This is a genomic window from Pantoea sp. SO10 (assembly GCF_005281435.1).
Lineage (GTDB): Bacteria > Pseudomonadota > Gammaproteobacteria > Enterobacterales > Enterobacteriaceae > Pantoea > Pantoea leporis.
Genome location: NZ_CP040095.1, coordinates 3,098,994 through 3,123,472 on the forward strand (window position 1 = coordinate 3,098,994; position 24,479 = coordinate 3,123,472).

22 protein-coding genes are annotated in these 24,479 nt (G+C 55.6%); 5 read left to right on the forward strand and 17 right to left on the reverse strand.

Going from position 1 to position 24,479, the window contains the following annotated elements:
- Position 1 precedes the first annotated feature (1 nt).
- From qseG to purL, 3 genes are all read right to left on the reverse strand, one after another.
- Entirely contained in the window at positions 2-673 is a 672-nt protein-coding gene (gene qseG, locus FCN45_RS14345; protein WP_137386296.1) for a two-component system QseEF-associated lipoprotein QseG, read from the reverse strand.
- 3 nt (positions 674-676) lie between these two features.
- On the reverse strand, positions 677-2,104 hold the full coding sequence (locus tag FCN45_RS14350; protein ID WP_101763467.1) for a HAMP domain-containing sensor histidine kinase: 1,428 nt from the start codon (positions 2,102-2,104) through the stop codon (positions 677-679).
- Positions 2,105-2,714: 610 nt separating this feature from the next.
- Positions 2,715-6,605 carry a phosphoribosylformylglycinamidine synthase gene (purL, locus tag FCN45_RS14355; protein ID WP_137386297.1) on the reverse strand — a complete coding sequence of 1,297 codons (3,891 nt, stop codon included), beginning with the start codon at positions 6,603-6,605 and terminating at the stop codon, positions 2,715-2,717.
- A gap of 270 nt (positions 6,606-6,875) precedes the next feature.
- Here purL and mltF point away from each other — a divergent pair, with 270 nt between their 5' ends.
- Positions 6,876-8,333 (forward strand): membrane-bound lytic murein transglycosylase MltF, encoded by a 1,458-nt coding sequence (mltF, locus tag FCN45_RS14360; RefSeq protein WP_110868275.1) that lies wholly within the window; start codon positions 6,876-6,878, stop codon positions 8,331-8,333.
- On the opposite strand, the gene tadA is transcribed toward mltF, so the two are convergent.
- A complete protein-coding gene (gene tadA / locus FCN45_RS14365; RefSeq protein WP_225608164.1) occupies positions 8,330-8,797 on the reverse strand; it encodes a tRNA adenosine(34) deaminase TadA in 468 nt (155 codons plus the stop codon). The two genes, mltF and tadA, sit on opposite strands and share 4 nt — an antisense overlap.
- Positions 8,798-8,888: 91 nt before the next feature.
- Entirely contained in the window at positions 8,889-9,527 is a 639-nt protein-coding gene (gene yfhb, locus FCN45_RS14370; RefSeq protein ID WP_137386299.1) for a phosphatidylglycerophosphatase C, read from the reverse strand.
- A 167-nt stretch (positions 9,528-9,694) separates the two neighbouring features.
- Here yfhb and FCN45_RS14375 point away from each other — a divergent pair, with 167 nt between their 5' ends.
- Both FCN45_RS14375 and FCN45_RS14380 read left to right on the forward strand, forming a co-directional pair.
- On the forward strand, positions 9,695-10,534 hold the full coding sequence (locus FCN45_RS14375) for a MurR/RpiR family transcriptional regulator (RefSeq protein WP_101763462.1): 840 nt from the start codon (positions 9,695-9,697) through the stop codon (positions 10,532-10,534).
- 55 nt (positions 10,535-10,589) lie between these two features.
- A complete protein-coding gene (locus FCN45_RS14380; RefSeq protein WP_101763461.1) occupies positions 10,590-10,838 on the forward strand; it encodes a YfhL family 4Fe-4S dicluster ferredoxin in 249 nt (82 codons plus the stop codon).
- Here the strand turns inward: FCN45_RS14380 and acpS are convergent.
- The 11 genes from acpS to rpoE all read right to left on the reverse strand — a co-directional run bounded on the left by acpS (position 10,835) and on the right by rpoE (position 20,181).
- A complete protein-coding gene (gene acpS, locus FCN45_RS14385) occupies positions 10,835-11,215 on the reverse strand; it encodes a holo-ACP synthase (RefSeq protein ID WP_101763460.1) in 381 nt (126 codons plus the stop codon). The genes FCN45_RS14380 and acpS overlap by 4 nt on opposite strands.
- Positions 11,215-11,946, reverse strand: coding sequence for a pyridoxine 5'-phosphate synthase (gene pdxJ, locus FCN45_RS14390; protein WP_137386300.1), 732 nt, complete (start codon positions 11,944-11,946; stop codon positions 11,215-11,217). The genes acpS and pdxJ overlap by 1 nt, the downstream gene beginning before the upstream one ends.
- 70 nt (positions 11,947-12,016) lie before the next feature.
- Positions 12,017-12,745 (reverse strand): DNA repair protein RecO, encoded by a 729-nt coding sequence (gene recO / locus FCN45_RS14395; RefSeq protein WP_008101510.1) that lies wholly within the window; start codon positions 12,743-12,745, stop codon positions 12,017-12,019.
- A 3-nt stretch (positions 12,746-12,748) separates the two neighbouring features.
- Entirely contained in the window at positions 12,749-13,654 is a 906-nt protein-coding gene (gene era / locus FCN45_RS14400) for a GTPase Era (protein WP_008101512.1), read from the reverse strand.
- Between the two features lie 49 nt (positions 13,655-13,703).
- Positions 13,704-14,384, reverse strand: coding sequence for a ribonuclease III (gene rnc / locus FCN45_RS14405; RefSeq protein ID WP_036620136.1), 681 nt, complete (start codon positions 14,382-14,384; stop codon positions 13,704-13,706).
- A 118-nt stretch (positions 14,385-14,502) separates the two neighbouring features.
- A complete protein-coding gene (lepB, locus tag FCN45_RS14410) occupies positions 14,503-15,474 on the reverse strand; it encodes a signal peptidase I (protein ID WP_101763459.1) in 972 nt (323 codons plus the stop codon).
- A 9-nt stretch (positions 15,475-15,483) separates the two neighbouring features.
- Positions 15,484-17,283: a translation elongation factor 4 gene (lepA, locus tag FCN45_RS14415; protein WP_101763458.1), complete on the reverse strand. Its 1,800-nt coding sequence runs from the start codon at positions 17,281-17,283 to the stop codon at positions 15,484-15,486.
- A 218-nt stretch (positions 17,284-17,501) separates the two neighbouring features.
- Complete coding sequence (rseC, locus tag FCN45_RS14420; RefSeq protein ID WP_137386301.1) at positions 17,502-17,966, reverse strand: SoxR-reducing system protein RseC; 465 nt, start codon at positions 17,964-17,966, stop codon at positions 17,502-17,504.
- Positions 17,963-18,919, reverse strand: a complete 957-nt coding sequence (rseB, locus tag FCN45_RS14425; protein WP_137386302.1) for a sigma-E factor regulatory protein RseB — start codon at positions 18,917-18,919, stop codon at positions 17,963-17,965. The genes rseC and rseB overlap by 4 nt, the downstream gene beginning before the upstream one ends.
- The gene (gene rseA / locus FCN45_RS14430; RefSeq protein ID WP_137386303.1) at positions 18,919-19,575 is read right to left on the reverse strand and encodes an anti-sigma-E factor RseA; all 657 of its coding nucleotides are present in this window, start codon (positions 19,573-19,575) and stop codon (positions 18,919-18,921) included. The genes rseB and rseA overlap by 1 nt, the downstream gene beginning before the upstream one ends.
- Positions 19,576-19,602: 27 nt before the next feature.
- A complete protein-coding gene (gene rpoE, locus FCN45_RS14435) occupies positions 19,603-20,181 on the reverse strand; it encodes an RNA polymerase sigma factor RpoE (RefSeq protein ID WP_007886161.1) in 579 nt (192 codons plus the stop codon).
- Between the two features lie 440 nt (positions 20,182-20,621).
- On the opposite strand from rpoE, the gene nadB reads away from it, so the two are divergent.
- Positions 20,622-22,259, forward strand: coding sequence for an L-aspartate oxidase (gene nadB / locus FCN45_RS14440; RefSeq protein ID WP_101763455.1), 1,638 nt, complete (start codon positions 20,622-20,624; stop codon positions 22,257-22,259).
- Here the strand turns inward: nadB and FCN45_RS14445 are convergent.
- Entirely contained in the window at positions 22,225-22,974 is a 750-nt protein-coding gene (locus FCN45_RS14445; protein WP_137386304.1) for a tRNA1(Val) (adenine(37)-N6)-methyltransferase, read from the reverse strand. The two genes, nadB and FCN45_RS14445, sit on opposite strands and share 35 nt — an antisense overlap.
- Before the next feature lie 141 nt (positions 22,975-23,115).
- Between FCN45_RS14445 and srmB the strand changes: the two genes are divergently transcribed.
- Positions 23,116-24,444 carry an ATP-dependent RNA helicase SrmB gene (gene srmB, locus FCN45_RS14450; protein ID WP_137386305.1) on the forward strand — a complete coding sequence of 443 codons (1,329 nt, stop codon included), beginning with the start codon at positions 23,116-23,118 and terminating at the stop codon, positions 24,442-24,444.
- Positions 24,445-24,479 lie beyond the last annotated feature (35 nt).

Sequence of the window (24,479 nt, forward strand, 5' to 3'; positions counted from 1 at the left end):
GTTACTGATCCTCACTTTGCACATCGCTGCCGCCGTGCGATGTGTCGCTGCTATCAGGCGCTTTACGCGACGACAGCTGGCGTTCAATGTCGGTTAAACGCTCTAACTTGCGTTGGGTATCGGCCAGCGACTGACGCATTTTGGTTTGCTGCTGGCGCAGGTTATCCATCTCCGCGTCATTACTCTGCTGCAAAGCGGCGTAGCGTCCACGCGCTTCGCTCAGCTCCAGTTGGGCCGCCTGATTGCTGCGCCACAGCTGGAGCAGCGGACGCACCGACGTCGGATAAGCCGCGCTGTAACCGTCTAAAGTGGTGACGAAATCACGCCGCTCAACTGGCGTGACGTTACCGTTCGCGAGCAAAATGCCCTGCTTGAAGGCGCGCGCCCAGCCCTGCACCGGCCAGCGACGCGCTTCTGCACGCGCTTCGGCCGGCGATAAGCGCTCGGCGCAATCCATGGCGCGCTGCCAATAGAGCGGATTGCCTGCGGCGGCTGGCGTTTCGATTTGCCACACGTTTTGGCAATCGGTCGCCAGATAATCCGGCAGGCGTACCTCCGGTTCAGGCACGCTAACGCCATTATGCTGCGTACGATCTTGTGACGGTGCCTGGCAGGCGCTGACGCCGAAAACCAGCACTACACTGGCCACAAGTTTGAATAGGGTTAATTTCATTAATCAGGCATTCCCGGCGCTGGTCGTCAGAATGATACGAAAACAGACATCCGCATCCTTGCGCGTTACCAACTGCAGATCGCCGTGCATCCTGCGCAGACAATCTTTGGCGATGCTTAAGCCCAGCCCGCTGCCTTTAACCGGCCCTTTGCGCTGTTGGCTGCCCTGATAAAAGGGCTCAAAAATCATCGCCTGCTCTTCAGCCGGAATCGGTGTGCCGGTGTTTGCCACCTCAATCCACACCTGGTTGCCCTTCTGCTGGCTCTGCAGCCAGATGTTACCGGATTCACTGCCGTAGTTCACGGCGTTCGAATAGAGGTTATCGATCACCCGCTGCAGCAGCGTCGCTTCAGCCAGACAATGATGCACTTGCAGATCAACGTGGGTGGTCATCTCACGCGCATTGGCTGGCAACGAGTGCACTTTTACCACCGAATCAATGATCTCATTTAGCGCCACGGGCTTCAGCGCCATCGGTCCATCGGCCAGCTTGCGGTTGTAATCGAGCAACTGCTCAATTAGCCGCTGTAAATGACGGCTGCTGGTATCGAGAATCGCCACCACTTCCTGCTGCTCGGCATTCAGTGGTCCAGCGACCTGATCGGCCAGCAGTTCTGTGCCTTCACGCAGACTGGCAAGCGGCGTTTTCAGCTCATGCGACAGGTGGCGCAAAAATTCGTGGCGCTGCTCTTCCAGCCAGCTTAACCGCTCGCTCAGCCAGACGATGCGCTGCCCCAACGAACGGATCTCACGCGGACCACGGAAACTGCCGCTATCGCCCAGCGCCTTACCTTCGCCCAATCGATTAATCATGCGTTCAACCCGCTTCACCGGACCAATGATCATCCCCGTGAACAGCAAAACCAGCACCAGGCTAATCAGGAACAGAATCAGCGCCTGCCAGCCAAAAAACTGACCGCGATCGGCGATTTCACGCTGCAGCTGTAAGCCGCGCGAAAATACCACTTCACGCGTTGCCTGCACCATTTGCGTGTTGGTATCGGAAAAACGCTCCAGCGCGCTGGCGGCTTGCGCCTCAGGATTGCCGTTATCGCACTGCAGTTGCTGCAGTGAAGGCAAGGTGGTTTGCAGCACTTTGAAGGAAGGCAGATCGGGCAAACTGGCGGCGTGACTGCTGAGCATTTGGCCGTAGCGCGTCCACTGCGTTTGATACAGCTTCGCCAGCGACGCATCGCCGAGCACGCAATATTGGCGGTAGCTGCGCTCCAGCTCCAGCGCGGTACGCGCCATCGCTTCGCTGCGACGCACATCGGTAAAGGTATTGCGGTTGGTATCCGCCGCCTGGTTGCTTAACGCCGAAAGACTTTCCCACGCTTGCCATGCCAGCACCAGTAACGGCAGCAGTACCAGCAGGAAAGCCATTAACACTAGCTGCCGCAGGGATCGGGGAAACAGACGCCATTTCATCACAACCGCGCTTCCTTAAATGTGAGCTGCAGGCATGCTAGCGAAGTATCAAAACGGAAGAAAGGCCAGATATGAAAACGGCAGGCCTTTTGGCCTGCCGTGAGAGCGACGCCGCAGCATCGCTTGCAAAATAGGTGGAGCCTAACTCAACGTTGCGCCCGATGTTTGATAACGTTGCAAAGCAAACGATTATCGGTGAGGTGGACGACAGGCTCCGTTTGGTGCGTCATTCGGTTTTTATGAGCTCAGCCGCTGAAGCGGGGCAATCATAAACAGGTGAATGAGCCACGTAGGGAGTATAGCAAGTATCGTGCCAATAAATAAATAGCGTTTATTATCAGAGGAATGCCAGAGACGAAGCACTCTCCTAGAGAAAAGCGGACCGGACGGTCTGTGAAAAGTGTCGCTGATTAGCAACGTGTTTGTCGTGGTAATTTACTTGCTATATAAATCAATCAGTTAAATGTCACCTTTTGACGACAACGTATTGGCGGGATTGTCGTTATTTTCCGACAGTTTGAAGATTATGCGGATTTTAGTAAGGTCGCCATGAATGGCGGACCTGCAAAACGCGCAGAATAAAAAAGGCCGCTGTTTAGCGGCCTTTGTTTTGTTATCCCAACTGCTTACGCGCGTTGCGGAAGATACGCATCCACGGGCTGTCTTCGCCCCACTCTGCCGGATGCCAGGAGTTGCTCACGGTACGGAACACACGCTCTGGGTGCGGCATCATAATGGTGACGCGTCCGCTCTCGTTGGTTACCGCAGTGATGCCGTTAGGCGATCCGTTCGGGTTAGCCGGATAGCTTTCTGTCACTTTGCCGAAGTTATCGACAAAGCGCAGCGCCACCAAACCTTTGCTCTCCAGCTGTGCCAGATGCGCGCCGTCACGCACTTCGACAAAACCTTCACCGTGCGATACCGCGATTGGCATATGCGATCCGACCATGCCATCCAGCAGCAGCGATGGGCTCGCCGCCACTTCAACCAGGCTGAAACGCGCTTCGAAACGCTCGGACTGGTTGCGTACAAAGCGTGGCCACAGCTCGCTTCCTGGAATCAGCTCGCGCAGGTTCGACATCATCTGACAACCGTTACACACGCCAAGTGCCAGTGTTTGTGGACGATGGAAGAAGTTTTCGAACTCATCACGCACGCGGCCGTTGAACAGGATGGATTTCGCCCAGCCTTCACCCGCGCCCAGCACGTCACCGTACGAGAAGCCACCGCAGGCGACCAGCGCCTGGAACTCTTCCAGACCGCGACGGCCCGCCAGCAGATCGCTCATGTGCACGTCAACTGCAGTAAAGCCCGCACGATGGAAGGCGGCGGCCATCTCTACGTGTGAGTTAACGCCCTGCTCACGCAGCACTGCCACACGCGGACGTGCGCCCGTCGCAATCATCGGTGCCGCAACATCTTCTTCTGGTTTGAAGGTCAGATGGACGTTCAGACCTGGGTCGTTATCGTCTTTCTTCGCTTCATGCTCCTGATCGGCACAGGCTGGGTTATCACGCAGACGCTGCATCTGCCAGGTGGTTTCTGCCCACCAGGTACGCAGCGTGCTACGGCTTTCGCTGTACACCGCGCTGTCGCCAGAGCGGATCACGAAGCGATCGCCTGGCAGGGCTTTACCAATCACGTGCAGGTTAGCGCTCAGACCGTGGTCAGCGAACACCTTCTCGACGGCTGCACGATCCGCTGCGTTGATCTGCAGCACCGCGCCCAGCTCTTCGGTGAACAATGCGGCTAACGCATCGCTGCCCAACGCGGCAATATCGGCTTCGATACCGCAGTGACCGGTGAAGGCCATCTCCGCCAGCGTGACCAGCAGGCCGCCGTCAGAACGGTCGTGGTAAGCCAGCAGTTTCTGCTCGGCCACCAGCGCCTGAATGGCGTTGAAGAAGCCCGCCAGCTGCGTAGCATCACGCACGTCGGCAGGCTTATCGCCCAGCTGACGATAAACCTGCGACAGCGCAGTCGCGCCAAGGGTGTTCGCGCCGTTGCCGAGATCCACCAGCAGCAGCAGGTTGTCTTGATCCGCCTGCAACTGCGGCGTCACGGTGCGACGCACATCTTCCACGCGCGCAAAGGCGGTGATCACCAGCGACAGCGGCGAGGTCATTTCGCGCTGCTCAGTACCTTGCTGCCAGCGGGTTTTCATCGACATCGAGTCTTTGCCCACCGGAATGGTGATACCCAGCGCGGGACACAACTCTTCGCCGACCGCTTTAACCGCCGCGTACAAGCCCGCGTCTTCGCCTGGATGACCGGCGGCGGCCATCCAGTTCGCAGAGAGCTTAACGCGTTGCAGCGAACCAATGGAGGTTGCGGCGATGTTGGTCAGCGCTTCACCGACGGCGAGGCGACCTGAAGCCGCGAAGTCGAGCAATGCGACGGGTGCACGTTCACCCAGCGAGAATGCTTCACCGTGATAGCTATCGAGGCTGGCGGTGGTGACGGCGCAGTTCGCGACCGGAATCTGCCACGGTCCTACCATCTGATCGCGCGCCACCATGCCGGTTACGCTGCGGTCACCGATGGTGATCAGGAAGGTTTTTTCCGCCACGGTCGGCAGGTGCAGCACGCGATTCACCGCATCCGCTACGCTAATCCCGTCACGCTGCAGCGCTTCGCCGTTGGCCTGCTGGCTGGCAACATCACGCGTCATCTTCGGCGTTTTGCCCAGCAGCACGTCGAGCGGCATGTCGATTGGCTTATTGTCGAAATGGCTGTCGGCGAGGTTCAGATGCAGCTCTTCGGTGGCTTCACCGATGACCGCATATGGCGCGCGTTCACGCTGGCACAGCTCGTCGAACAGCGCCAGTTTCTCCGGCGCGACCGCCAGCACATAACGTTCCTGCGACTCGTTACACCATACTTCCAGCGGACTCATGCCTGGCTCATCGCTGAGGATGTCGCGCAGGTTGAAGTTACCGCCACGATTACCGTCGCTCACCAGCTCTGGCATGGCGTTCGACAAACCGCCCGCGCCGACGTCGTGGATAAACAGAATCGGGTTGGCTTCGCCCAGCTGCCAGCAGCGGTCGATCACTTCCTGGCAACGACGTTCCATCTCTGGGTTGTCGCGCTGTACTGACGCAAAGTCGAGATCGGCATCCGATTGGCCTGATGCCATTGACGATGCCGCGCCGCCGCCCAGACCGATGTTCATAGCCGGGCCCCCCAGCACGATCAGCCTGGCGCCGACCACGATCTCGCCTTTCTGCACGTGATCGGCACGGATGTTACCGATGCCGCCCGCCAGCATGATGGGCTTGTGATAGCCGCGCAGCTCCACGCCATTGTGGCTGTTAACGCGCTCTTCGTAGGTACGGAAGTAGCCGTTGAGGGCTGGACGACCAAATTCGTTGTTGAACGCCGCGCCGCCCAATGGACCTTCGGTCATGATATCCAGCGCAGTGACGATGCGATCCGGCTTACCGAAATCCTCTTCCCACGGCTGTTCAAAGCCTGGAATACGCAGGTTCGATACCGAAAAACCGACCAGACCGGCTTTTGGCTTCGCGCCACGTCCGGTTGCGCCTTCATCACGGATTTCGCCACCAGAACCGGTCGCGGCACCCGGCCACGGTGAAATGGCGGTTGGGTGGTTATGGGTTTCGACCTTCATCAGGATATGTGCGGCTTCCTGATGGAACTCATATTCGCCCTTCTGCGCATCGGCGTAAAAGCGGCCAACCTCAGAACCTTCCATTACCGCAGCGTTGTCTTTATAGGCAGACAGCACGTGCTCAGGATTGTGTTCAAAGGTGTTCTTGATCATTTTAAACAGCGACTTCGGCTGCTTTTCGCCGTCGATAATCCAGTCGGCATTGAAGATCTTGTGACGACAGTGCTCGGAGTTTGCCTGCGCAAACATGTAGAGCTCGATGTCGTTTGGATTGCGGCCCAGCTTAGTAAAGGCATCAAGCAGGTAATCGATCTCATCATCAGCCAGCGCCAGACCCAGAGTGGTGTTGGCCTGCTCCAGCGCGCTGCGGCCTGCGCCCAGCACGTCAACGCTTTTCAGCGGCTGCGGCTGATGGTGAGCAAACAGCTGCTGCGCATCGTTGAGATCAGCGAACACCGTTTCCATCATGCGGTCATGCAACAGGCTCGCCAGCTGCTGCCACTGGGCTTCCGTCAGCTCAGGTGCCTGCACATAGAAGGCCATACCGCGCTCAAGACGCAAGACCTGTGGCAGATCGCAGTTATGGGCGATGTCGGTGGCTTTCGATGACCACGGTGAGATGGTGCCGGGACGCGGCGTTACCAGCAACAGACGCCCTTGTGGCGCATGTTCGGCGAGAGAAGGACCGTATTTCAGCAGGCGTTGCAGGCGGGCTTGCTCGTCCGCGCTGAGCGGTGCACTAACATCGGCAAAATGGACGTACTCGGCGTAAATATCACTCACCGGAAGGTGAGCGTCCTGAAAGCGGGTCAGCAGTTTGTTTACACGAAATGCCGACAGAGCGGGCGAACCACGCAGAATTTCCATCATTAAAGATCTCTCGTCTTTGAAGTGCCGGGCGACGCTTCATTGGGCGCAACAGGGGAAAACGGGCGGTATTATAGAGAAACAGCTCGGGTTACGAAACCGTTTGCGCATAAATTCTGGCACCTGGCGTTTGGCTGAATTTTGCACAATTCTTGCTATAAAAGTTGCCCTGCCCCTTTTTGTTGCGCAAAATGCCCCTCGCTCTGGGAGTTAAAACAACATAAATACTGCCTTTAAAAGACAGAGGCCTGTGAGCCATTACGAGACAACTATTTGAAACGCCTAAAAATAAACTATCTGTTTATCGGTCTGATCACCGTGCTACTTGCGCTAGCATTGTGGCCTTCAATCCCGTGGTACGGGGGCGGAACAGACGCGCTATCACAGATCAAATCACGCGGAGTGCTGCGCATCAGTACCGTTAACTCTCCGCTGACTTACTACACCATTAACAATGCACCAGCCGGTATGGATTACGAGCTGGCGAAGCGCTTCGCCGATTACCTTGGCGTAAAACTGGAAGTTGAGGTGCGTCCTAACCTCGGCGATCTGTTTGACGACCTCGATGACGGTAAAGCGGATTTGCTAGCGGCCGGCTTGATCTACAACAGCGAGCGCCTCGCGCACTACCAAAGTGGCCCGAGCTACTATTCTGTGTCGCAGCAGCTGGTGTACCGCATTGATAAGCCTCGCCCTAAGAATCTCGGCGATCTCAAAGGCCGCCTGATTGTGCAGTCCGGTTCGGCATATCTGTCAACTTTACGTTCCGCCAAAGCTGACAGCTATCCCGATCTCGACTGGGCGATCTCCACCGATCAGGGTCAGAAAGCGCTGCTTGAAGCAGTTGCTGACGGCAAACTCGATTACACGGTGGGCGATTCGGTTACCATCGGCCTGCTGCAGCGCATTCATCCGCAGCTGGCGGTGGCGTTTGATGTGACCGACGAAGAGCCGGTCACCTGGTATTTACCGCGCAATGAAGACGACAGCCTGAGTGCGGCGATGCTCGACTTCTACAGCCAGATGGGCGAGGAAGGCACGATGGCGCGGCTGGAAGAGAAGTATCTCGGCCACGTTGGCACCTTCGATTACGTTGATACCCGCACCTTCCTGCGCGCCATTGATAACACTTTGCCGGATATCAAACCGCTGTTTGAGAAATATTCCGCCAGCATGGATTGGCGTTTACTGGCGGCAATATCTTATCAGGAGTCGCACTGGAATCCGCAGGCCACATCGCCAACCGGCGTGCGCGGCATGATGATGTTGACGCGTAATACCGCCGACAGCCTTGACGTTAACGATCGCCTCGATCCCGAACAGAGCATTCGCGGCGGCAGCGAATATCTCAAGCGCATGATGGAGAAAGTCCCGGAAACGATTCCTGAAGATGAACGTATCTGGTTCGCGCTGGCGGCATATAACATGGGTTACGCGCACATGCTGGACGTACGCAAGCTGACGGCGAAACAGGGCGGCAATCCCGACAGCTGGGCCGATGTGAAGCTGCGTTTGCCGATGTTGAGCCAGAAGCGCTATTACACGCAAACCACCTACGGCTACGCGCGCGGCCACGAAGCTTATAACTACGTGGAGAATATCCGTAAATATCAGATCAGTTTGGTGGGATATTTGCAGGAACAGGAGAAGCGTTTAGCTCAGCAGTCGGCACTGGAAGCGGAGTTAGGCGCCGGTTACCCGGCGGTCGAACCGAAAATTGCCATGAATTAACCGGTGCGCTGCGCCTGACGCAGCGCCTTCTTCTGTTCGCGACGCATGCGGAAAAAGTCACTCAGCATCCCGGCACACTCTTCCGCCAGCACACCGCAATCAATCTGAATTTGATGATTCATGCCGGGATGACCAATCACATCCAGCAGTGAACCGGCCGCGCCGGTTTTATCATCTTTAGCGCCGTACACCAGCCGCGTGATGCGGCCGTGCACCATCGCACCGGCGCACATCACGCAGGGTTCCAGCGTGACATATAGCGTGGTATCCAGCAGACGATAGTTTTCCAGTACTTTGCCGCCCTGACGCAGCGCCATGATCTCGGCATGTGCGGTAGGATCGTGCTGGCCAATCGGCCGGTTCCAGCCCTCGCCAATCACCTTGTCGCCCTGCACCAGCACCGCACCAACCGGCACTTCGCCCTGCTCCCACGCGCGCTTCGCCAGTTCCAGCGCATAACGCATCCAATATTCATCAGTTTGTGGGTTCACCGGGCAACTCCTGCGGGCAATAAAGGCGGCGCATTATAGCGATGCTGCTGCCGGAATCGAAGCGTTATTCCAGTTGTTGCAGCTCACCGCGCGGCGTGACGCGCCAGCGGTGCTGACAGAAGAACAGCAGCGGGTTGTCCTGTTTGCTGTCGCTGTAGCCGCTATACAGTTGCAGCGGCGTGCCGATTTTCTCCTCCAGCTGTGCCACCTTTTCATGGCCGAGGCAGCGCATCGACAGCAAACGTCCGCCGCGGCCCGGTTTCATCTGGCTGGCAATCAGCTGTACGCGCGGCAGGAAGGCCGAGTCGAAATAGACTTGCTCCACCAGCGACTGCGGCGAACCGGTAATTAGCCAGACATCGGCATCGCTGCTGCTGAGATAGTCGGTGAGTCGCTGCTGCACTACCGGAAACGCAGTAACACGCTGGCGGAACCACTCAGCGAATTCCGCCTCAAGCTGGCGCAGACGTTTTTCGCTGTGGCCAAAAGTAATCGCCCACAGTAATAAACTCATTGGCCAGCGTGCGGCGCGGCCTTTGATCAGCATGCTAAGACCAATCACCGGTAACAGCGGCACCACCAGCAGCAGATTGATCGGCTGACGTCGCAGCAGATAGCGCATAAAGGTGCCAAACATGTCTTGCTGATGCAGCGTGCCATCGAGATCGAAAAATACCACGCGTCGTTGTGTACCCTTTGTCAAACAGCACTCCTTCTCTATCCTTCGTGGTTTCTGCACTACAGTGTAGCCAGCTTCGGCGTTCAGGGCGAAAGCTGCTATTTTTAATTCCAGTGACTACAATGCCATTTGAATAGTTTATTCTTCGCGTTTACGCGCTGTTTGCGGATAAAGGAATTAAGGATCGAACCATGAGTTCATTGCTGCGCATTCGTCAGCTCTACCCTCGACTGGCGCTAAATGAGCGCCGGCTGGCGGATTTTTTGCTGTCGCAGCCGGATCGTGCACGGCATCTCAGTTCACAAAAACTCGCTGAGGAATCGGGCGTTAGCCAGTCCAGCGTGGTGAAGTTTGCCCAGAAGCTGGGCTACAAAGGATTTCCAGCGCTGAAGCTGGCGCTGAGCGAATCGATGGCCGATCGCGATGCGATTACCGTGCATAACCATATTCTCAGCGACGATCCGCTGAAAGTGGTCGGCGAAAAGCTGCTGACCGAAAAGATCTCGGCGATCCGCGCCACGCTGGACATCAATAGCGAAGAGAAGCTGCTGCAAACCTTGCAGCTGCTGAAAAATGCCAATCGTATTTTGCTGGTTGGCATCGGCGCGTCCGGTTTAGTGGCGAAAGATTTTTCGTGGAAGCTGATGAAGATCGGCATCAATGCGGTGGCGGAGCAGGATATGCACGCTTTGCTCGCCAGCGTGCAAGCGATGGCGCCGGGCGATGTGCTGCTGGCGATTTCCTATACTGGCGAACGTCGCGAAATCAATCTGGCGGCGCAGGAAGCGGCGCAGGTCGGTGCCGATGTGCTGGCCTTTACCGGCTTTACGCCGAATGCTCTGCAGCAGTGCGCCACGGTTTGCCTCTACACCGTGGCGGAAGAGCAGAGCACGCGCAGTGCGGCGATCTCGTCGACCAGCGCGCAGCTGGCGTTGACCGATCTGCTGTTTATGGCGCTGGTACAAAACGATCCTGAACGCGCCTCCAGCCACATTCGCCACAGCGAAGCGTTGGTGAAAAAGCTGGTCTGATGAGATCAGGCGCGTATAATACCCGCGCCTTTTCTGCTGTTATTGGACTTCTGCCATGGCCTTGCTCATCACCACCAAATGCATCAATTGCGATATGTGCGAACCTGAATGCCCAAACCAGGCAATCAGCTTAGGCGACGCGATCTATGAAATTGATGTCGACCGCTGCACCGAGTGCGTGGGCCATTATGATGTGCCGACCTGCCAAAGCGTCTGTCCGATTGATAACACCATCATTACCGATCCACAGCACCCGGAAAGCCGCGAGGCGCTGTGGGAGAAGTTCGTGGTGTTGCATCCTTAGTTCTCGATAATCACCGTTGCGCAGGCGTAATGGCGTTCATCCGCTAACGTCACATGCACATGCTTCACGCCGAGCTGGCTGGCAATCACCCTGGCCTGCTCAAAGAAACGTAATCCCGGTTTGCCCAGCGCATCGTTGTACACTTCGAACTGATTGAAGGCCAGGCCACCGCGAATGCCGGTGCCAAACGCTTTCGCGGCTGCCTCTTTCACCGCAAAACGCTTAGCCAGAAAGCGCACCGGTTGCTGGTGCGCCTGATATTGCTGCCACTCGGCTTCGCTTAATACGCGACGCGCCAGACGGTCGCCGGAGCGCTCAATGACGCCAGCAATGCGCTCGATCTCTACGATATCGCTGCCGAGCCCGAGAATCGCCATTAGCGACGCGCTTCCCGCATCAGCAGCTTCATTCCACTGACCGCATCGGCCAAACCGCTGAACAGCGCGCGACCAATAATCGCATGGCCAATATTCAGCTCGTGCATTTCCGGCAATTCAGCAATCGGCTGCACATTGTGGTAAGTCAAACCGTGGCCGGCATTGACTTTCAGGCCCAGACTGGCGGCGAAAGTCGCGGCTTTGCGGATGCGCGACAGCTCAGCCTGGCGCGCGAGACCTTCGGGCGCTTCGGCATAGGCACCGGTGTGAATTTCGATATAAGGCGCGCCGCTGGCAACCGCCGCTTCAATCTGGCGGTGATCGGCATCGATAAACAGTGACACCAGAATGCCGGCGTCGCTTAACAGGCGCACCGCAGCATTGATTTTATCCTGCTGACCCGCCACATCCAGCCCGCCTTCGGTGGTCACTTCCTGACGCTTTTCCGGCACCAGACAAACGAAGTGCGGCTTGATTTCGCAGGCAATGTCGATCATCTCGTCCGTTACCGCCATCTCCAGATTCATGCGCGTCTGGATGGTGTCACGCAAAATGCGTACATCGCGATCGGTGATGTGACGGCGATCCTCACGCAGATGCACGGTAATGCCGTCAGCGCCGGCCTGCTCAGCAACAAACGCGGCCTGCACCGGATCGGGATAGTTTGTACCACGTGCGTTACGTACGGTGGCAATGTGGTCAATGTTGACGCCTAACAGCAACTCAGCCATGACAATCCTTAAATGTGTTCAGTGTGTTTGCAGTGTACCGCGCTGAATATATCAGGCGGTACGACCAGCGCTAGTCGTTTGCCACATCGGGTTTCTTTTTTGGCACAAACTGGCGAAACAGTTCCTGACTCTTCAGCGGTTTGCCGCCAAGATAGGGCTTCAGCGCCATGCGCGTAAAGCGTTTAGCGGCGCGCAGGGTATCAGCATCGGGAAATTCGCGCTCCCACAACGCACGCAGCTGGCGGCCGGTAAAGCTGCGTTGATTGACCACCAAACTGGCAATAAAACCCTTCTCTTCGCGGTAGCTGTAGGTCATGCCATCGGCCACCTCTTCGCCGCTGCCGGCACAGTGCAGAAAATCCACGCCGTAACCGAGATGCCCGAGCAGCGCCAGCTCAAAGCGGCGCAGCGCCGGTTCAGGCGAGCCGTTGCCTGCCGCCAGCGTTTGGATGCAATTCAGGTAATCAAAGAACATATCAGAGAAGGGAATTTGCTGCTCCAGCACGCGCGACAGCAGCTCGTTGACGTAGAGCCCGCAATAGAGCGTAATGCCGCTGAGCGGCAATGCCAGCGAAACGGCTTCGGCATTGCGCAGCGTTTTGACATCACCGCGTCCACCCCAGCGCACCAGCAGTGGCGTAAAGGGTTGCAGTGCACCTTTTAGTTGGGAGCGGCGCGAGCGGGCGCCTTTGGCAAGGACGCGGACGCGCCCTTCGCTTTCGCTGAACAGATCGAGGAGTAGGCTGGTTTCGCTGTAAGGGCGACTATGCAGCACAAAGGCGCGTTGCCAGCCTTCCATTACTTAACCTTCGTCAGAGTAACCTAAGCTGCGCAGCGCACGTTCATCGTCCGCCCAGCCCGATTTCACTTTAACCCACAGTTCGAGATGCACTTTCGCTTCAAACATCTCTTCCATGTCTTTACGCGATTCAATGCCGATGGTTTTGATCTTGGCGCCTTTATTACCGATGACCATTTTCTTCTGGCCTTCGCGCTCAACAAGGATCAGGCCATTGATGTCGTAGCCGCCGCGATCGTTCGAAACAAACTGCTCAATTTCGACGGTAACGGAGTAAGGAAGTTCTGCACCCAGGAAGCGCATTAACTTTTCACGGATGATCTCAGACGCCATAAAGCGCTGCGAGCGGTCGGTGACATAATCTTCCGGGAAATGGTGCTCAGATTTTGGCAGGCATTTGCGCGCAATCGCCGCAATCGCGTCGACATTTTTGCCGCTTTCCGCTGAGATAGGGACGATTTCAAGGAAGTTCATCTGCTGGCTAAGGAACTGCAGATGCGGTAACAGAATGCTCTTGTCCTGGATGTTGTCGACTTTATTGATCGCCAATACCACCGGAACTTTGTTATCACGCAGCTTGTTGAGCACCATCTCGTCGTCTGGTGTCCAGCGCGTGCCTTCAACCACAAAGATCACCAGCTCAACGTCACCAATGGAGCTGCTGGCGGCACGGTTCATCAGGCGGTTGATCGCCCGTTTCTCTTCCATGTGCAGCCCTGGCGTATCCACGTAGATCGCCTGATAAGCGCCTTCGGTATGGATGCCCATAATACGGTGACGCGTGGTTTGCGGCTTGCGCGACGTGATCGACACTTTCTGCCCCAGCAACTGGTTCAGCAAAGTGGATTTACCGACGTTTGGTCGGCCTACAATCGCGACAAAGCCGCTATATGTTTCGAGTTCGCTCATTCGAGTCCTGACTTGGGCAGCGCCGCTTTCGACGCTGCAATGTGACTATTTATTCGAGGCCAAGCTTAATTAACGCCTGTTCGGCGGCTGCTTGCTCGGCTTTACGGCGGCTGGAGCCAATGCCCACCACCGGTTCTGCCATGCCACTCACCTGACAGTGAATGGTGAATTCCTGATCGTGGGCTTCGCCACGCACCTGCACCACCAAATACGACGGCAGCGGCAGATGACGTCCCTGCAAATACTCCTGCAGGCGCGTTTTCGGATCTTTTTGCTTATCGCCCGGACTGATCTGTTCCAGTCGTGAGTGATACCAGTCGAGAATTAACTTTTCGACGGTTTGAATGCTGCTATCGAGGAAGATGCCGCCAATTAAGGCTTCAACGGTATCCGCGAGGATCGATTCACGACGGAAACCGCCGCTTTTCAGCTCGCCCGGGCCGAGGCGTAAACATTCGCCAAGGTCGAACTCTCGCGCCATCTCTGCCAGCGTATTGCCGCGCACCAGCGTGGCACGCATACGGCTCATGTCGCCTTCATCCACACGCGGGAAGCGGTGATAGAGCGCATTGGCAATCACGTAGCTGAGAATAGAATCGCCAAGAAATTCAAGACGTTCATTGTGTTTGCTACTGGCGCTACGATGCGTCAGTGCCTGCTGCAATAAATCCGGATGAGTAAAAGTGTAGCCCAGTTTGCGCTGCAGCTTGTTAATGACGATGGGGTTCATGCTATTCCAGTTGTTCTGTGCGCCTATCACTGCATACGAAACAGGGCTGAGGTTCCAACCTGGTCTGTTTCGTGTGCACTGGCCTCCCGAAAGAGAGGCCAACCTTTTTTGAAGCTAATTAGTGAATCCCACCAATGCGGCTAAAGCGCACGCCGGTCGGCCACTGTCCTTCTTGTTTCTCGAAGCTCATCCAGATGGCCACCGCTTTGCCGACCAGATTCTTCTCGGGCACAAAGCCCCAGTAGCGGCTGTCGGCGCTGTTATCGCGGTTATCACCCATCATGAAATATTGCCCTTGCGGCACAATCCAGGTCGATTGCGGCTGGCCCGGCTGCTGATAATACATGCTTGCCTGACTTTGCGCTTCGTTTACCAGCAAGATATCGTGCGTTACGTTGCCCAATGTCTCTTTGCGGGTGCCGAGACGCAGGCCGCCCTTCATGGTTTCGCCCTGTGGCGCCTGGAAGAAGCCGTTGCCGGTTTCATTGCCATCAAAGCCGCTGAAGGTTTGAATGAAGTTGCTTGGCTCAACGTTAGTGTAAGTCACTGGCAGCGCCGTGTCGCAACTGCCGCTGCTGCAACCCGGATTGATGGTCAGGGTTTTGCTGTAAGGATCAAACACCACTTTATCGCCCGGCAAGCCAATCACGCGCTTGATGTAGTCCACGCTGGGATCTTTCGGGTATTTGAATACCGCGACATCACCGCGCTGCGGATGGCCAGTTGGTATCAGTGTGGTTTGGGTAATCGGATCTTTAATACCGTAAGCAAACTTCTCCACGAGGATGAAGTCGCCAATCAGCAGCGTTGGCATCATTGAGCCCGAGGGAATCTGGAACGGCTCAAAAATAAACGAACGCACGATCAACACCACCGCCAGCACCGGGAACACCGATGCGGTGGTTTCAACCCAACCCGGCTGCGCGGCTACTTTCGCCAGCGTTTTACTGTCGAGTGCGTTGCCGGCCTGCGCTTGCGCGGCAGCCTGCTTCGCACGACGCGCCGGTGCCCATTTAAAGCGATCGATACACCAGATAACGCCAGTGATCAGCGTTGCGATCACTAAAACCAGGGCGAACATGTTAGCCATTAAAAATCCTTATTTGCTGTCTTTACCGACATGCAGAATGGCAAGGAATGCTTCCTGCGGCAGCTCAACGTTGCCGACCTGCTTCATTCGCTTCTTACCGTCTTTCTGCTTCTGCAACAGTTTCTTCTTACGGCTCACGTCACCGCCATAGCATTTCGCCAGGACGTTTTTACGCAGCTGTTTTACCGTTGAGCGAGCGATAATGTGGTTGCCGATTGCCGCCTGAATCGCAATATCGAACTGCTGACGTGGGATCAGATCTTTCATCTTCTCCACCAGGTCGCGGCCACGATATTGTGAGTTATCACGGTGAGTAATCAGCGCCAGCGCATCAACACGTTCTGAGTTAATCATCACGTCGACACGCACCATGTCAGAGGTCTGGAAACGTTTGAAGTTGTAATCCAGCGAAGCATAACCGCGCGAGGTTGATTTCAGACGGTCGAAGAAGTCAAGAACCACTTCCGCCATCGGAATCTCATACGTCAGCGCAACCTGCTTGCCGTGGTAAACCATGTTGGTTTGCACGCCACGTTTTTCAATACACAGCGTAATGACGTTGCCGAGGAACTCCTGCGGCAGCAGCATGTGACACTCAGCAATCGGCTCACGCAGCTCGGCAATATTATTCAGCGGTGGCAGCTTCGACGGGCTATCAACATAGATAGTTTCACCGTCGGTGGTTTCCACTTCATACACTACGGTTGGTGCAGTGGTGATCAGATCCAGATCGTATTCACGCTCCAGACGTTCCTGAATGATCTCCATGTGCAGCAGACCAAGGAAGCCGATGCGGAAACCGAAGCCCAGCGCCGTTGAGCTCTCTGGCTCATAGAACAGTGACGCATCGTTCAGGCTCAATTTGCCCAGCGCATCACGGAACGCTTCATAGTCGTCAGAACTGATTGGGAACAGACCGGCGTAAACCTGTGGCTTCACTTTCTTGAAGCCAGGCAATACTTTCTCCGCCGGATTGCGTTGTAAGGTCAGCGTATCACCCACGGGTGCGCCGAGGATGTCTTTAATCGCACACACTAGCCAGCCTACTTCACCGCAGTTTAGCTCGTTGCGATCAACACGCTTAGGCGTGAAGATGCCGAGACGGTCAGCGTTGTAGCTTTGACCGGAGCTCATGACTTTAACTTTGTCGCCTTTACGCAGCGTGCCGTTCTTAATACGAATCAGCGATACTACGCCAAGGTAGTTATCGAACCAGGAATCGATGATCAGCGCCTGCAGCGGGCCTTCCGGATCGCCTTCTGGCGGCGGGATGTCACGCACCAGACGCTCCAGCACGTCGGGTACGCCGACGCCGGTTTTCGCCGAGCAACGCACCGCATCGGTGGCGTCAATGCCGACGATATCTTCAATCTCTTCCGCTACGCGCTCTGGATCGGCGGCAGGCAGGTCGATTTTGTTCAGTACCGGTACCACTTCCAGATCCATTTCCATTGCGGTGTAGCAGTTCGCCAGCGTCTGAGCTTCAACGCCCTGCCCTGCATCGACCACCAGCAATGCTCCTTCACACGCCGCTAGCGAGCGGGAAACTTCATAGGAGAAGTCAACGTGACCAGGAGTATCGATAAAATTGAGCTGGTAAGTTTCACCGTCCTGCGCTTTGTAATCGAGCGTCACGCTCTGCGCTTTAATGGTAATGCCGCGCTCGCGTTCCAGATCCATGGAATCCAGAACCTGCGCCGCCATCTCACGATCGCTCAGGCCACCACAAATTTGAATCAAACGGTCAGAGAGCGTTGATTTGCCGTGGTCAATGTGAGCGATGATGGAGAAATTTCGTATGTGCTTCATTTATATGAATATCTTCACGTAGAAAATCAGTGGGAAACTTGAGCACGAACACATTCAGGAAAGTGAGCTTAACCCGGAACCCTGTCGGCCTCATTAATGACGACGCATATTACACTGTTAACGCCGCGCGTTAAAGAATGGAACTGTGGGGAATCGCAACAGATTTCAGCGGTTAAGCTGATTGGGAAAGGCCGCATCAAACGCGGCCTGGACGGGGATCAAGCTTCGCTTTCCACGCGCAACGCATCAGGCGGTAACGCAACGCTGAGAATCACCGGCTGGAAAGCCTCGCGATCGCCGAAGAGTTTGGATACCCCTTTCGCCACGATAAAGCCGCCAATGCCGCCCAACAGCGCGCCACAGGCCGCAACCAGATCGCTGGCGAACAGCATCTGGAAGATGCCAGCCACTAAAAACAGGCCAAACAGCGGCGTCATGTAAACCAGCAAGGCAGAGCCCAGCAGGCTGCTTTCGCGGATGCCTAACTCAATGCGCTGGCCGGGTTGCAACGGCTCCGCGCTGGCGATAGTCATCACGTGGGCATTTTTCGGCCCCAGCTGATTAAGCGCATGGCTGCCGCAGCCTTTACGCGCCGAGCAGCTGTTACAAGACGTTTTCGCTTCCGTGTGCAGTGTGGCAATGCCTTCTTTCCACGCCACCACGGTGGCCCATTCTTTCATCATTTTGGTGAACCCGAATCTATGCTGTCCGCAATACGTTTGGCAGTGGCTGGCGGTAACTCGCCCACCACCGTGATTTCGTTATTATTGCGCACTTCTGTCTGCACCGTGCGACGTCCAGTGCGCAATGCCTGCACGCTGCTGCTTTTATCTGCTGGCGTAACATTAATGGCAAAGCTAAACAGGCCATCGCTGTACAGGCGCGATTCGACAGTTTTGTTCATCGACGGAATATCGCGGCGACTTTGTGAGATCAGTTTCATGCCCGCCGGAAGCCAGTTTGGCTGCCAGCTGAGTTCCACTTTGTCACCGGCCGGTAACGACAGCGATGGCGGCAAGTTGGCCTTCTCCAGCCCTTGCATCAGATTGCGTACGCCTTCGTCGACGGCAAAGCTGATGACGCGGAACTGTTCCAGCGTTTCACCGTCCCGATCAAGCAGATCGATACGCAGCGGCAATTTAGTGTCCACATCCAGCCACACGACATAGCTGTAACGCGTGCCATCACGTGACACGATGCGCACCACTTCGCACATCTGATCGGCCATGCGCGAACGGCCCACCGGAATGAAATCGTAGGCCTCGCCCAAACGGGAGAAGTCGGCAAACATCAAACCAGGTAAAGCATCGATAATGTGATTGCCCGGCAGCGAGAAGGGATCTAATCCCGGCTCGAAATAGCTGATGTCGTTTCCGCGCTGAATCACTTCACGGCGCGGCCCGTCCATCTGCAACAGTTGGGCGAAGATACGATTATCGATAATCGCGTGACGATAACGCAGAGATTCAATGCCGAGACGCGAGACATTGATGTAGGCAAATTCGTAGTTGAGGTTCTGGCTTGCCTGCTCCATCTGTTGCAACAACGCCCCGGACGCAGAGGTCTGCGCCGAGGCGATAGATGAGCAAAACAGGCTGCCTGCCAGCAGGCTAACGGCACACCAAAGCTGCTTCATTACTGCTGCTGAGTTCCTAACGACTGATTTCCGGGAACATTAGCCTGAGCCTGTTGCGGATCGTTTTTCTCAAACTGAACCTGATCGGCATGCAGACGACGTTGCAGTTCATAATCCTGCAGCATGGCATTCACGCGACGACGCTGTTCCTGCACCTGCTGATTAGAGCTGTTGGTGTCGAAGGCTTCAGAAGGCACGCCTAAGCTGACCGGCGACGCTTTACCCATCATCGGCAAGGTATTGAATGCCGGTGAATCAGACGCTTCAGTTGCGCTGCCGGTAGGTGAACTGTTGTAGTGCTGAACACCGACAATCACCGCCAGTGAGACGCACGCAGCCACACCAACTTGCGTCAGCTGTGCCGCCCAGCTGCCACCACGACGCCAGAACGGCATCTTCTCGTAGCGCGACGGTTCAGGCTGCGCTTCAGGGATCAGCGGAGTGACTTTGCGTGCCGGCTCGTTTTCGATGGCCGCCGCCACACGTGCGGAGATATCAAAATGCAGCACTTCTCCGATATCACCGCGTAAGGTGTCGCGAATGAGATGGTAGCTTTCCCAGCTGTGCTGAAGATCCGCATCCTTCGACAACGATGCCAACAGCTCGTTATCTAAAGTTTCACCATCCATTAAAGCGGAAAGTTTTTCTTTCTGCATGCCTTGGTACCCTTCCAGTAGCCGTTATCACTGACGTTGGATAAGCGGTTGAACTTTATTATCAATAGCCTCTCGTGCACGGAAGATACGCGAACGTACGGTACCGACCGGACAATCCATGATGACGGCAATTTCTTCGTAACTCAGACCATCCAATTCCCTGAGGGTAATGGCCATACGAAGATCTTCGGGAAGCGCCTCAATGGTACGAAAGACGATTTGTTTCAGTTCTTCAGACAACATTAAGTTCTCAGGGTTCGAAATTTCTTTCAGTGCACCCGCACTTTCGAAATTTTCCGCATCGATAGCATCCACATCACTGGATGGCGGACGTCGCCCTTGAGCAACCAGATAATTTTTCGCTGTGTTTACCGCGATGCGGTACAGCCATGTATAAAAGGCGCTGTCGCCACGGAACGATTCCAGTGCGCGATACGCTTTAATAAAAGATTCCTGAACCACATCAGGCACATCGCCTGACGGAACATAGCGTGAAACCAGGCTCGCCACTTTATGCTGGTATCGAATCACCAGTAAATTAAAGGACTTTTGATCTCCCTTCTGAACCCGCTCAACGAGAACCTGATCCGTTAACTGCTCGCTCATCCGAGGTAATATCTCCCCAAAACTTTTTTATGCGTAAGTGAACTGCCAGCACATCTCATTATTCTGAGCAAGCATGCGCTTAGAGTGGCCCTTTGGCCCGAAGTTCACTACGACCAGAATTTTCCGTATCGGAACCACGACATCATTGTTGTTGATTGTCTTTCAGTGTAGCGACTTGCCACGCTGGTGGTGTCTTTTGCGGAACCGATAATCGCTGGCAGAGTACCTTATGACGCCGTCATTTTCACCTTTATTCCCTGAATTTTCAGAGTGTTTGATATAAAAAACACATTGTGCTCAATTTCAGAGTTAACTCACTGAATTCACGCTACTATCTCTACCCGCTGAATAATTTTTCCGCGCAGTTGGTTCAAAATACTTCACAGCCCCCCCATCACAGCTTATGCTCAAGCCACCTTTTGTTTAGTAAATTAAACACCATGACTTCTCTCCCGGAATATCAGTGTGATGTCCTCATCGTCGGCAGCGGTGCGGCAGGTTTATCGTTAGCGCTGCGCTTAGCGCCGCATTATCAGGTTACCGTGCTGAGTAAAGCGCAGGTGAATGAGGGCTCAACGCTGTATGCGCAGGGCGGGATTGCGGCGGTGTTTGATGAAACGGACAGCATCGAATCACACGTTGAAGACACGCTGGTTGCGGGTGCCGGCTTGTGCGACCGCGATACGGTGAGCTTTATCGCCAGCAACGCGCGTCACTGCGTGCAGTGGCTGATTGATAACGGCGTCGCCTTCGATAAAGAGCCGCAGGCTGAGGGTGAAGCGCGTTACCACCTCACGCGCGAAGGCGGGCACAGCCATCGCCGCATTCTGCACAGCGCCGATGCCACTGGCCGCGCGGTGGAAACCACGCTGGTAAGCCAGGCGCTGAGCCATCCTAACATCCGCATTATTGAACGCACCAATGCGGTGGATTTGATCCTTTCCGATAAGCTTGGCCTGCCCGGCAAGCGCCGCGTAGTTGGCGCGTGGATCTGGAACCGTAAACGTGAACAGGTGGAAACCTGCCGCGCGCGCGCCGTGGTGTTAGCCACCGGCGGCGCAGCGAAAGTCTATCAGTACACCACCAATCCGGACGTGGCCTCTGGCGATGGCATTGCCATGGCGTGGCGCGCCGGTTGCCGCGTAGCGAACCTCGAATTTAATCAATTCCATCCCACCTGTTTATTCCATCCACAAGCGCAAAATTTCCTGCTGACTGAAGCGCTGCGCGGTGAAGGTGCCTGGCTGTTGCGTCCTGACGGCACTCGCTTTATGCCTGACTTTGATGAGCGTGCCGAGCTGGCACCGCGCGATATTGTGGCGCGCGCCATTGACCATGAGATGAAACGGCTGGGCGTCGATTGCATGTATCTCGACATTAGCCACCAGCCGGAAAGCTTTGTGCGCGCGCACTTCCCGATGATTTACGAAAAATTGCTGACCTTTGGCCTCGATCTTACTAAACAGCCGATTCCGATTGTGCCAGCCGCGCATTACACTTGCGGCGGCGTGATGGTCGATCAGCAAGGCCGTACAGATGTTGACGGACTGTATGCGATTGGCGAAGTGAGTTACACCGGCTTACATGGCGCAAACCGCATGGCGTCCAACTCCCTGCTCGAGTGCCTGGTTTACGGTTGGTCTGCTGCTGAAGATATGATCGCCCGCTTGCCGGACATCGCGGCGGTAGAACATCTGCCCGCGTGGGATGAAAGCCGCGTTGATGATGCCGATGAGCGCGTAGTAATCCAGCATAACTGGCATGAACTGCGATTATTCATGTGGGATTACATGGGAATTGTGCGTACTACCAAACGTCTGGAGCGCGCGCTGCGGCGCATTAATTTGCTGCAACAGGAGATTGACGAGTACTACGCGCACTTCCGCCTCTCTAACAATCTTCTTGAGCTGCGCAATCTGGTGCAGGTCGCCGAACTTATGGTGCGCTGTGCGCTGGAGCGCAAGGAGAGCCGAGGGCTACACTTTACCCTCGACAATCCCGATCTGCTGGATGAAGCGTTACCGACCATCCTGCAGCCCGAAGCTAGCGGAACAGGTAAAAGTCTTTCACCAGGCTGAGCCAGTCGGCTGAATAGCTTTTATCTTCATCACGAATGGCGAGACGTTCTAGCAAAGTTTCGCCGGCGGAGGGCGAAAAGCCTAACACCACGCGATTCGGCGGGCGCTGCGCATAGGCGGCGACATCGTAGCGATAACGCAAATGCCAGCCATCCGCCAGCGCCAGTGAAATCAATGCTTCGCCAGCTTCAGCCGGCAGCACCACGCAAAATAGCCCTTCTTCTTCAATCAACTGGGCGGCACAACGCAGCAGCGTCAGATGGTCGAGCGTGGCGGTGCTGCGTGCGGTATCGCGCGCGACACTGCCGCTTGCCATACCGGGCGCGAAAAAAGGTGGATTACTGACGATGAGCGAAAAGCGTTTTTCACACTGTTCGCTCCAGCTGACAATATCCTGATGGTGGACGTGGATGCGATCCGCCCACGGCGAAGCCTGTATATTTTCCTGCGCCTGCTGCGCTGCGCTGGCTTCCAGTTCGACGGCATCAACCTCTACCGAACTGGGCGTACGTTGCGCCAGCATCAGCGCAATCAAGCCACTGCCGCAGCCAATATCGAGGATGCGACGCGCGCCGGCTACTGGCGCCCAGGCCCCGATTAACACGCCATCGGTGCCGACTTTCATCGCACAGCGATCGTGCGCCACGAAAAATTGCTTAAAGGTAAAACCGTCTTTTCTTAACGTCGGCCGCGCGTGCGGCTGGTCCTGAGACATACTTCACTACCATTGAATTTTTTACTGCCGGAAGTGTAACGTGGTGGCGATGGGAATTCACCTGCGCCGGTAATACCTACACAAACAGATGAAGATTATATTCGTTCTGTCTATAATCAGCGCCCCAAACTGAGGTAGACCATGACCGTAACCACATTCTCCGAACTCGAACTCGACGAAAGCCTGCTACAAGCTTTGCAGGAAAAAGGCTTCACTCGCCCTACTGTTATTCAGGCCGAGACCATTCCTGCCGCGCTGGAAGGCCGTGACGTTCTGGGTTCGGCTCCAACCGGGACGGGGAAAACTGCAGCGTTTTTGCTGCCCGCTTTACAGCATTTGCTCGATTTCCCGCGTAAGAAATCAGGCCCACCACGCATTCTGATCATCACCCCAACGCGCGAACTGGCGATGCAGGTTGCCGATCACGCGCGCGAGCTGGCTAAACACACGCATCTGGATATCGCCACCATCACCGGGGGCGTGGCGTATATGAACCATGCCGAAGTATTCAGCGAAAACCAGGACATCGTCGTCGCGACCACCGGCCGTTTGCTGCAGTACATCAAAGAAGAGAACTTTGACTGCCGCGCCGTAGAAACGCTGATTCTCGATGAAGCTGACCGCATGCTCGATATGGGCTTTGCGCAGGACATCGAAACCATCGCCGCAGAAACCCGCTGGCGCAAACAGACGCTGCTGTTCTCGGCGACGCTGGAAGGTGAGCACATCAAAGACTTCGCCGAGCGTTTGCTCAACGAGCCTGTGTTTATTGAGGCCGACCCAAGCAAAAGCGAACGCAAAAAAATCCAGCAATGGTATTACCGCGCCGATAATTTAGAGCATAAGAATAAGCTGCTGATTCACCTGTTGAAACAGCCAGATGCCACGCGCGTCATTGTATTTGTGCGCAAACGTGAGCGCCTGCATGAGCTGGTTACCTGGCTTCATGAAGCGGGCATCCGCACCAGCTATCTCGAAGGCGAAATGGTGCAGGTCAACCGTAACGAAGCCATCAAGCGTATGAATGATGGCCGCGTAAAGGTGATGATTGCCACCGACGTTGCTGCGCGCGGTATCGACATCGACGATATCTCGCACGTGATTAACTACGATTTGCCGCGCACCGCAGATACCTATCTGCACCGTATCGGTCGTACCGCGCGTGCGGGCCGTAAAGGTACCGCGATCTCGCTGGTTGAAGCGCACGATCACGTGCTGCTGGGCAAAATCACCCGTTACATCAACGAGCCGTTAAAAGCGCGTGTGATTGATGAGCTGCGTCCAGAAAGCCGTGCGCCAAGTGCTAAAGTGACGGGAAAACCGTCGAAAAAAGCACTTGCGAAGCGTCAAGAGCGTAAAGAGAAAGAACAAGAGAAACCGCGCGTCAAGCAACGTCATCGCGATACCAAAAATGTGGGTAAACGCCGCAAGCCAAGCGGTAGCGATGCACCAAAGTCTGGTGCGGAATAAAACAGCACTCGCTGTAATTAATCGCCTCTTTTGAG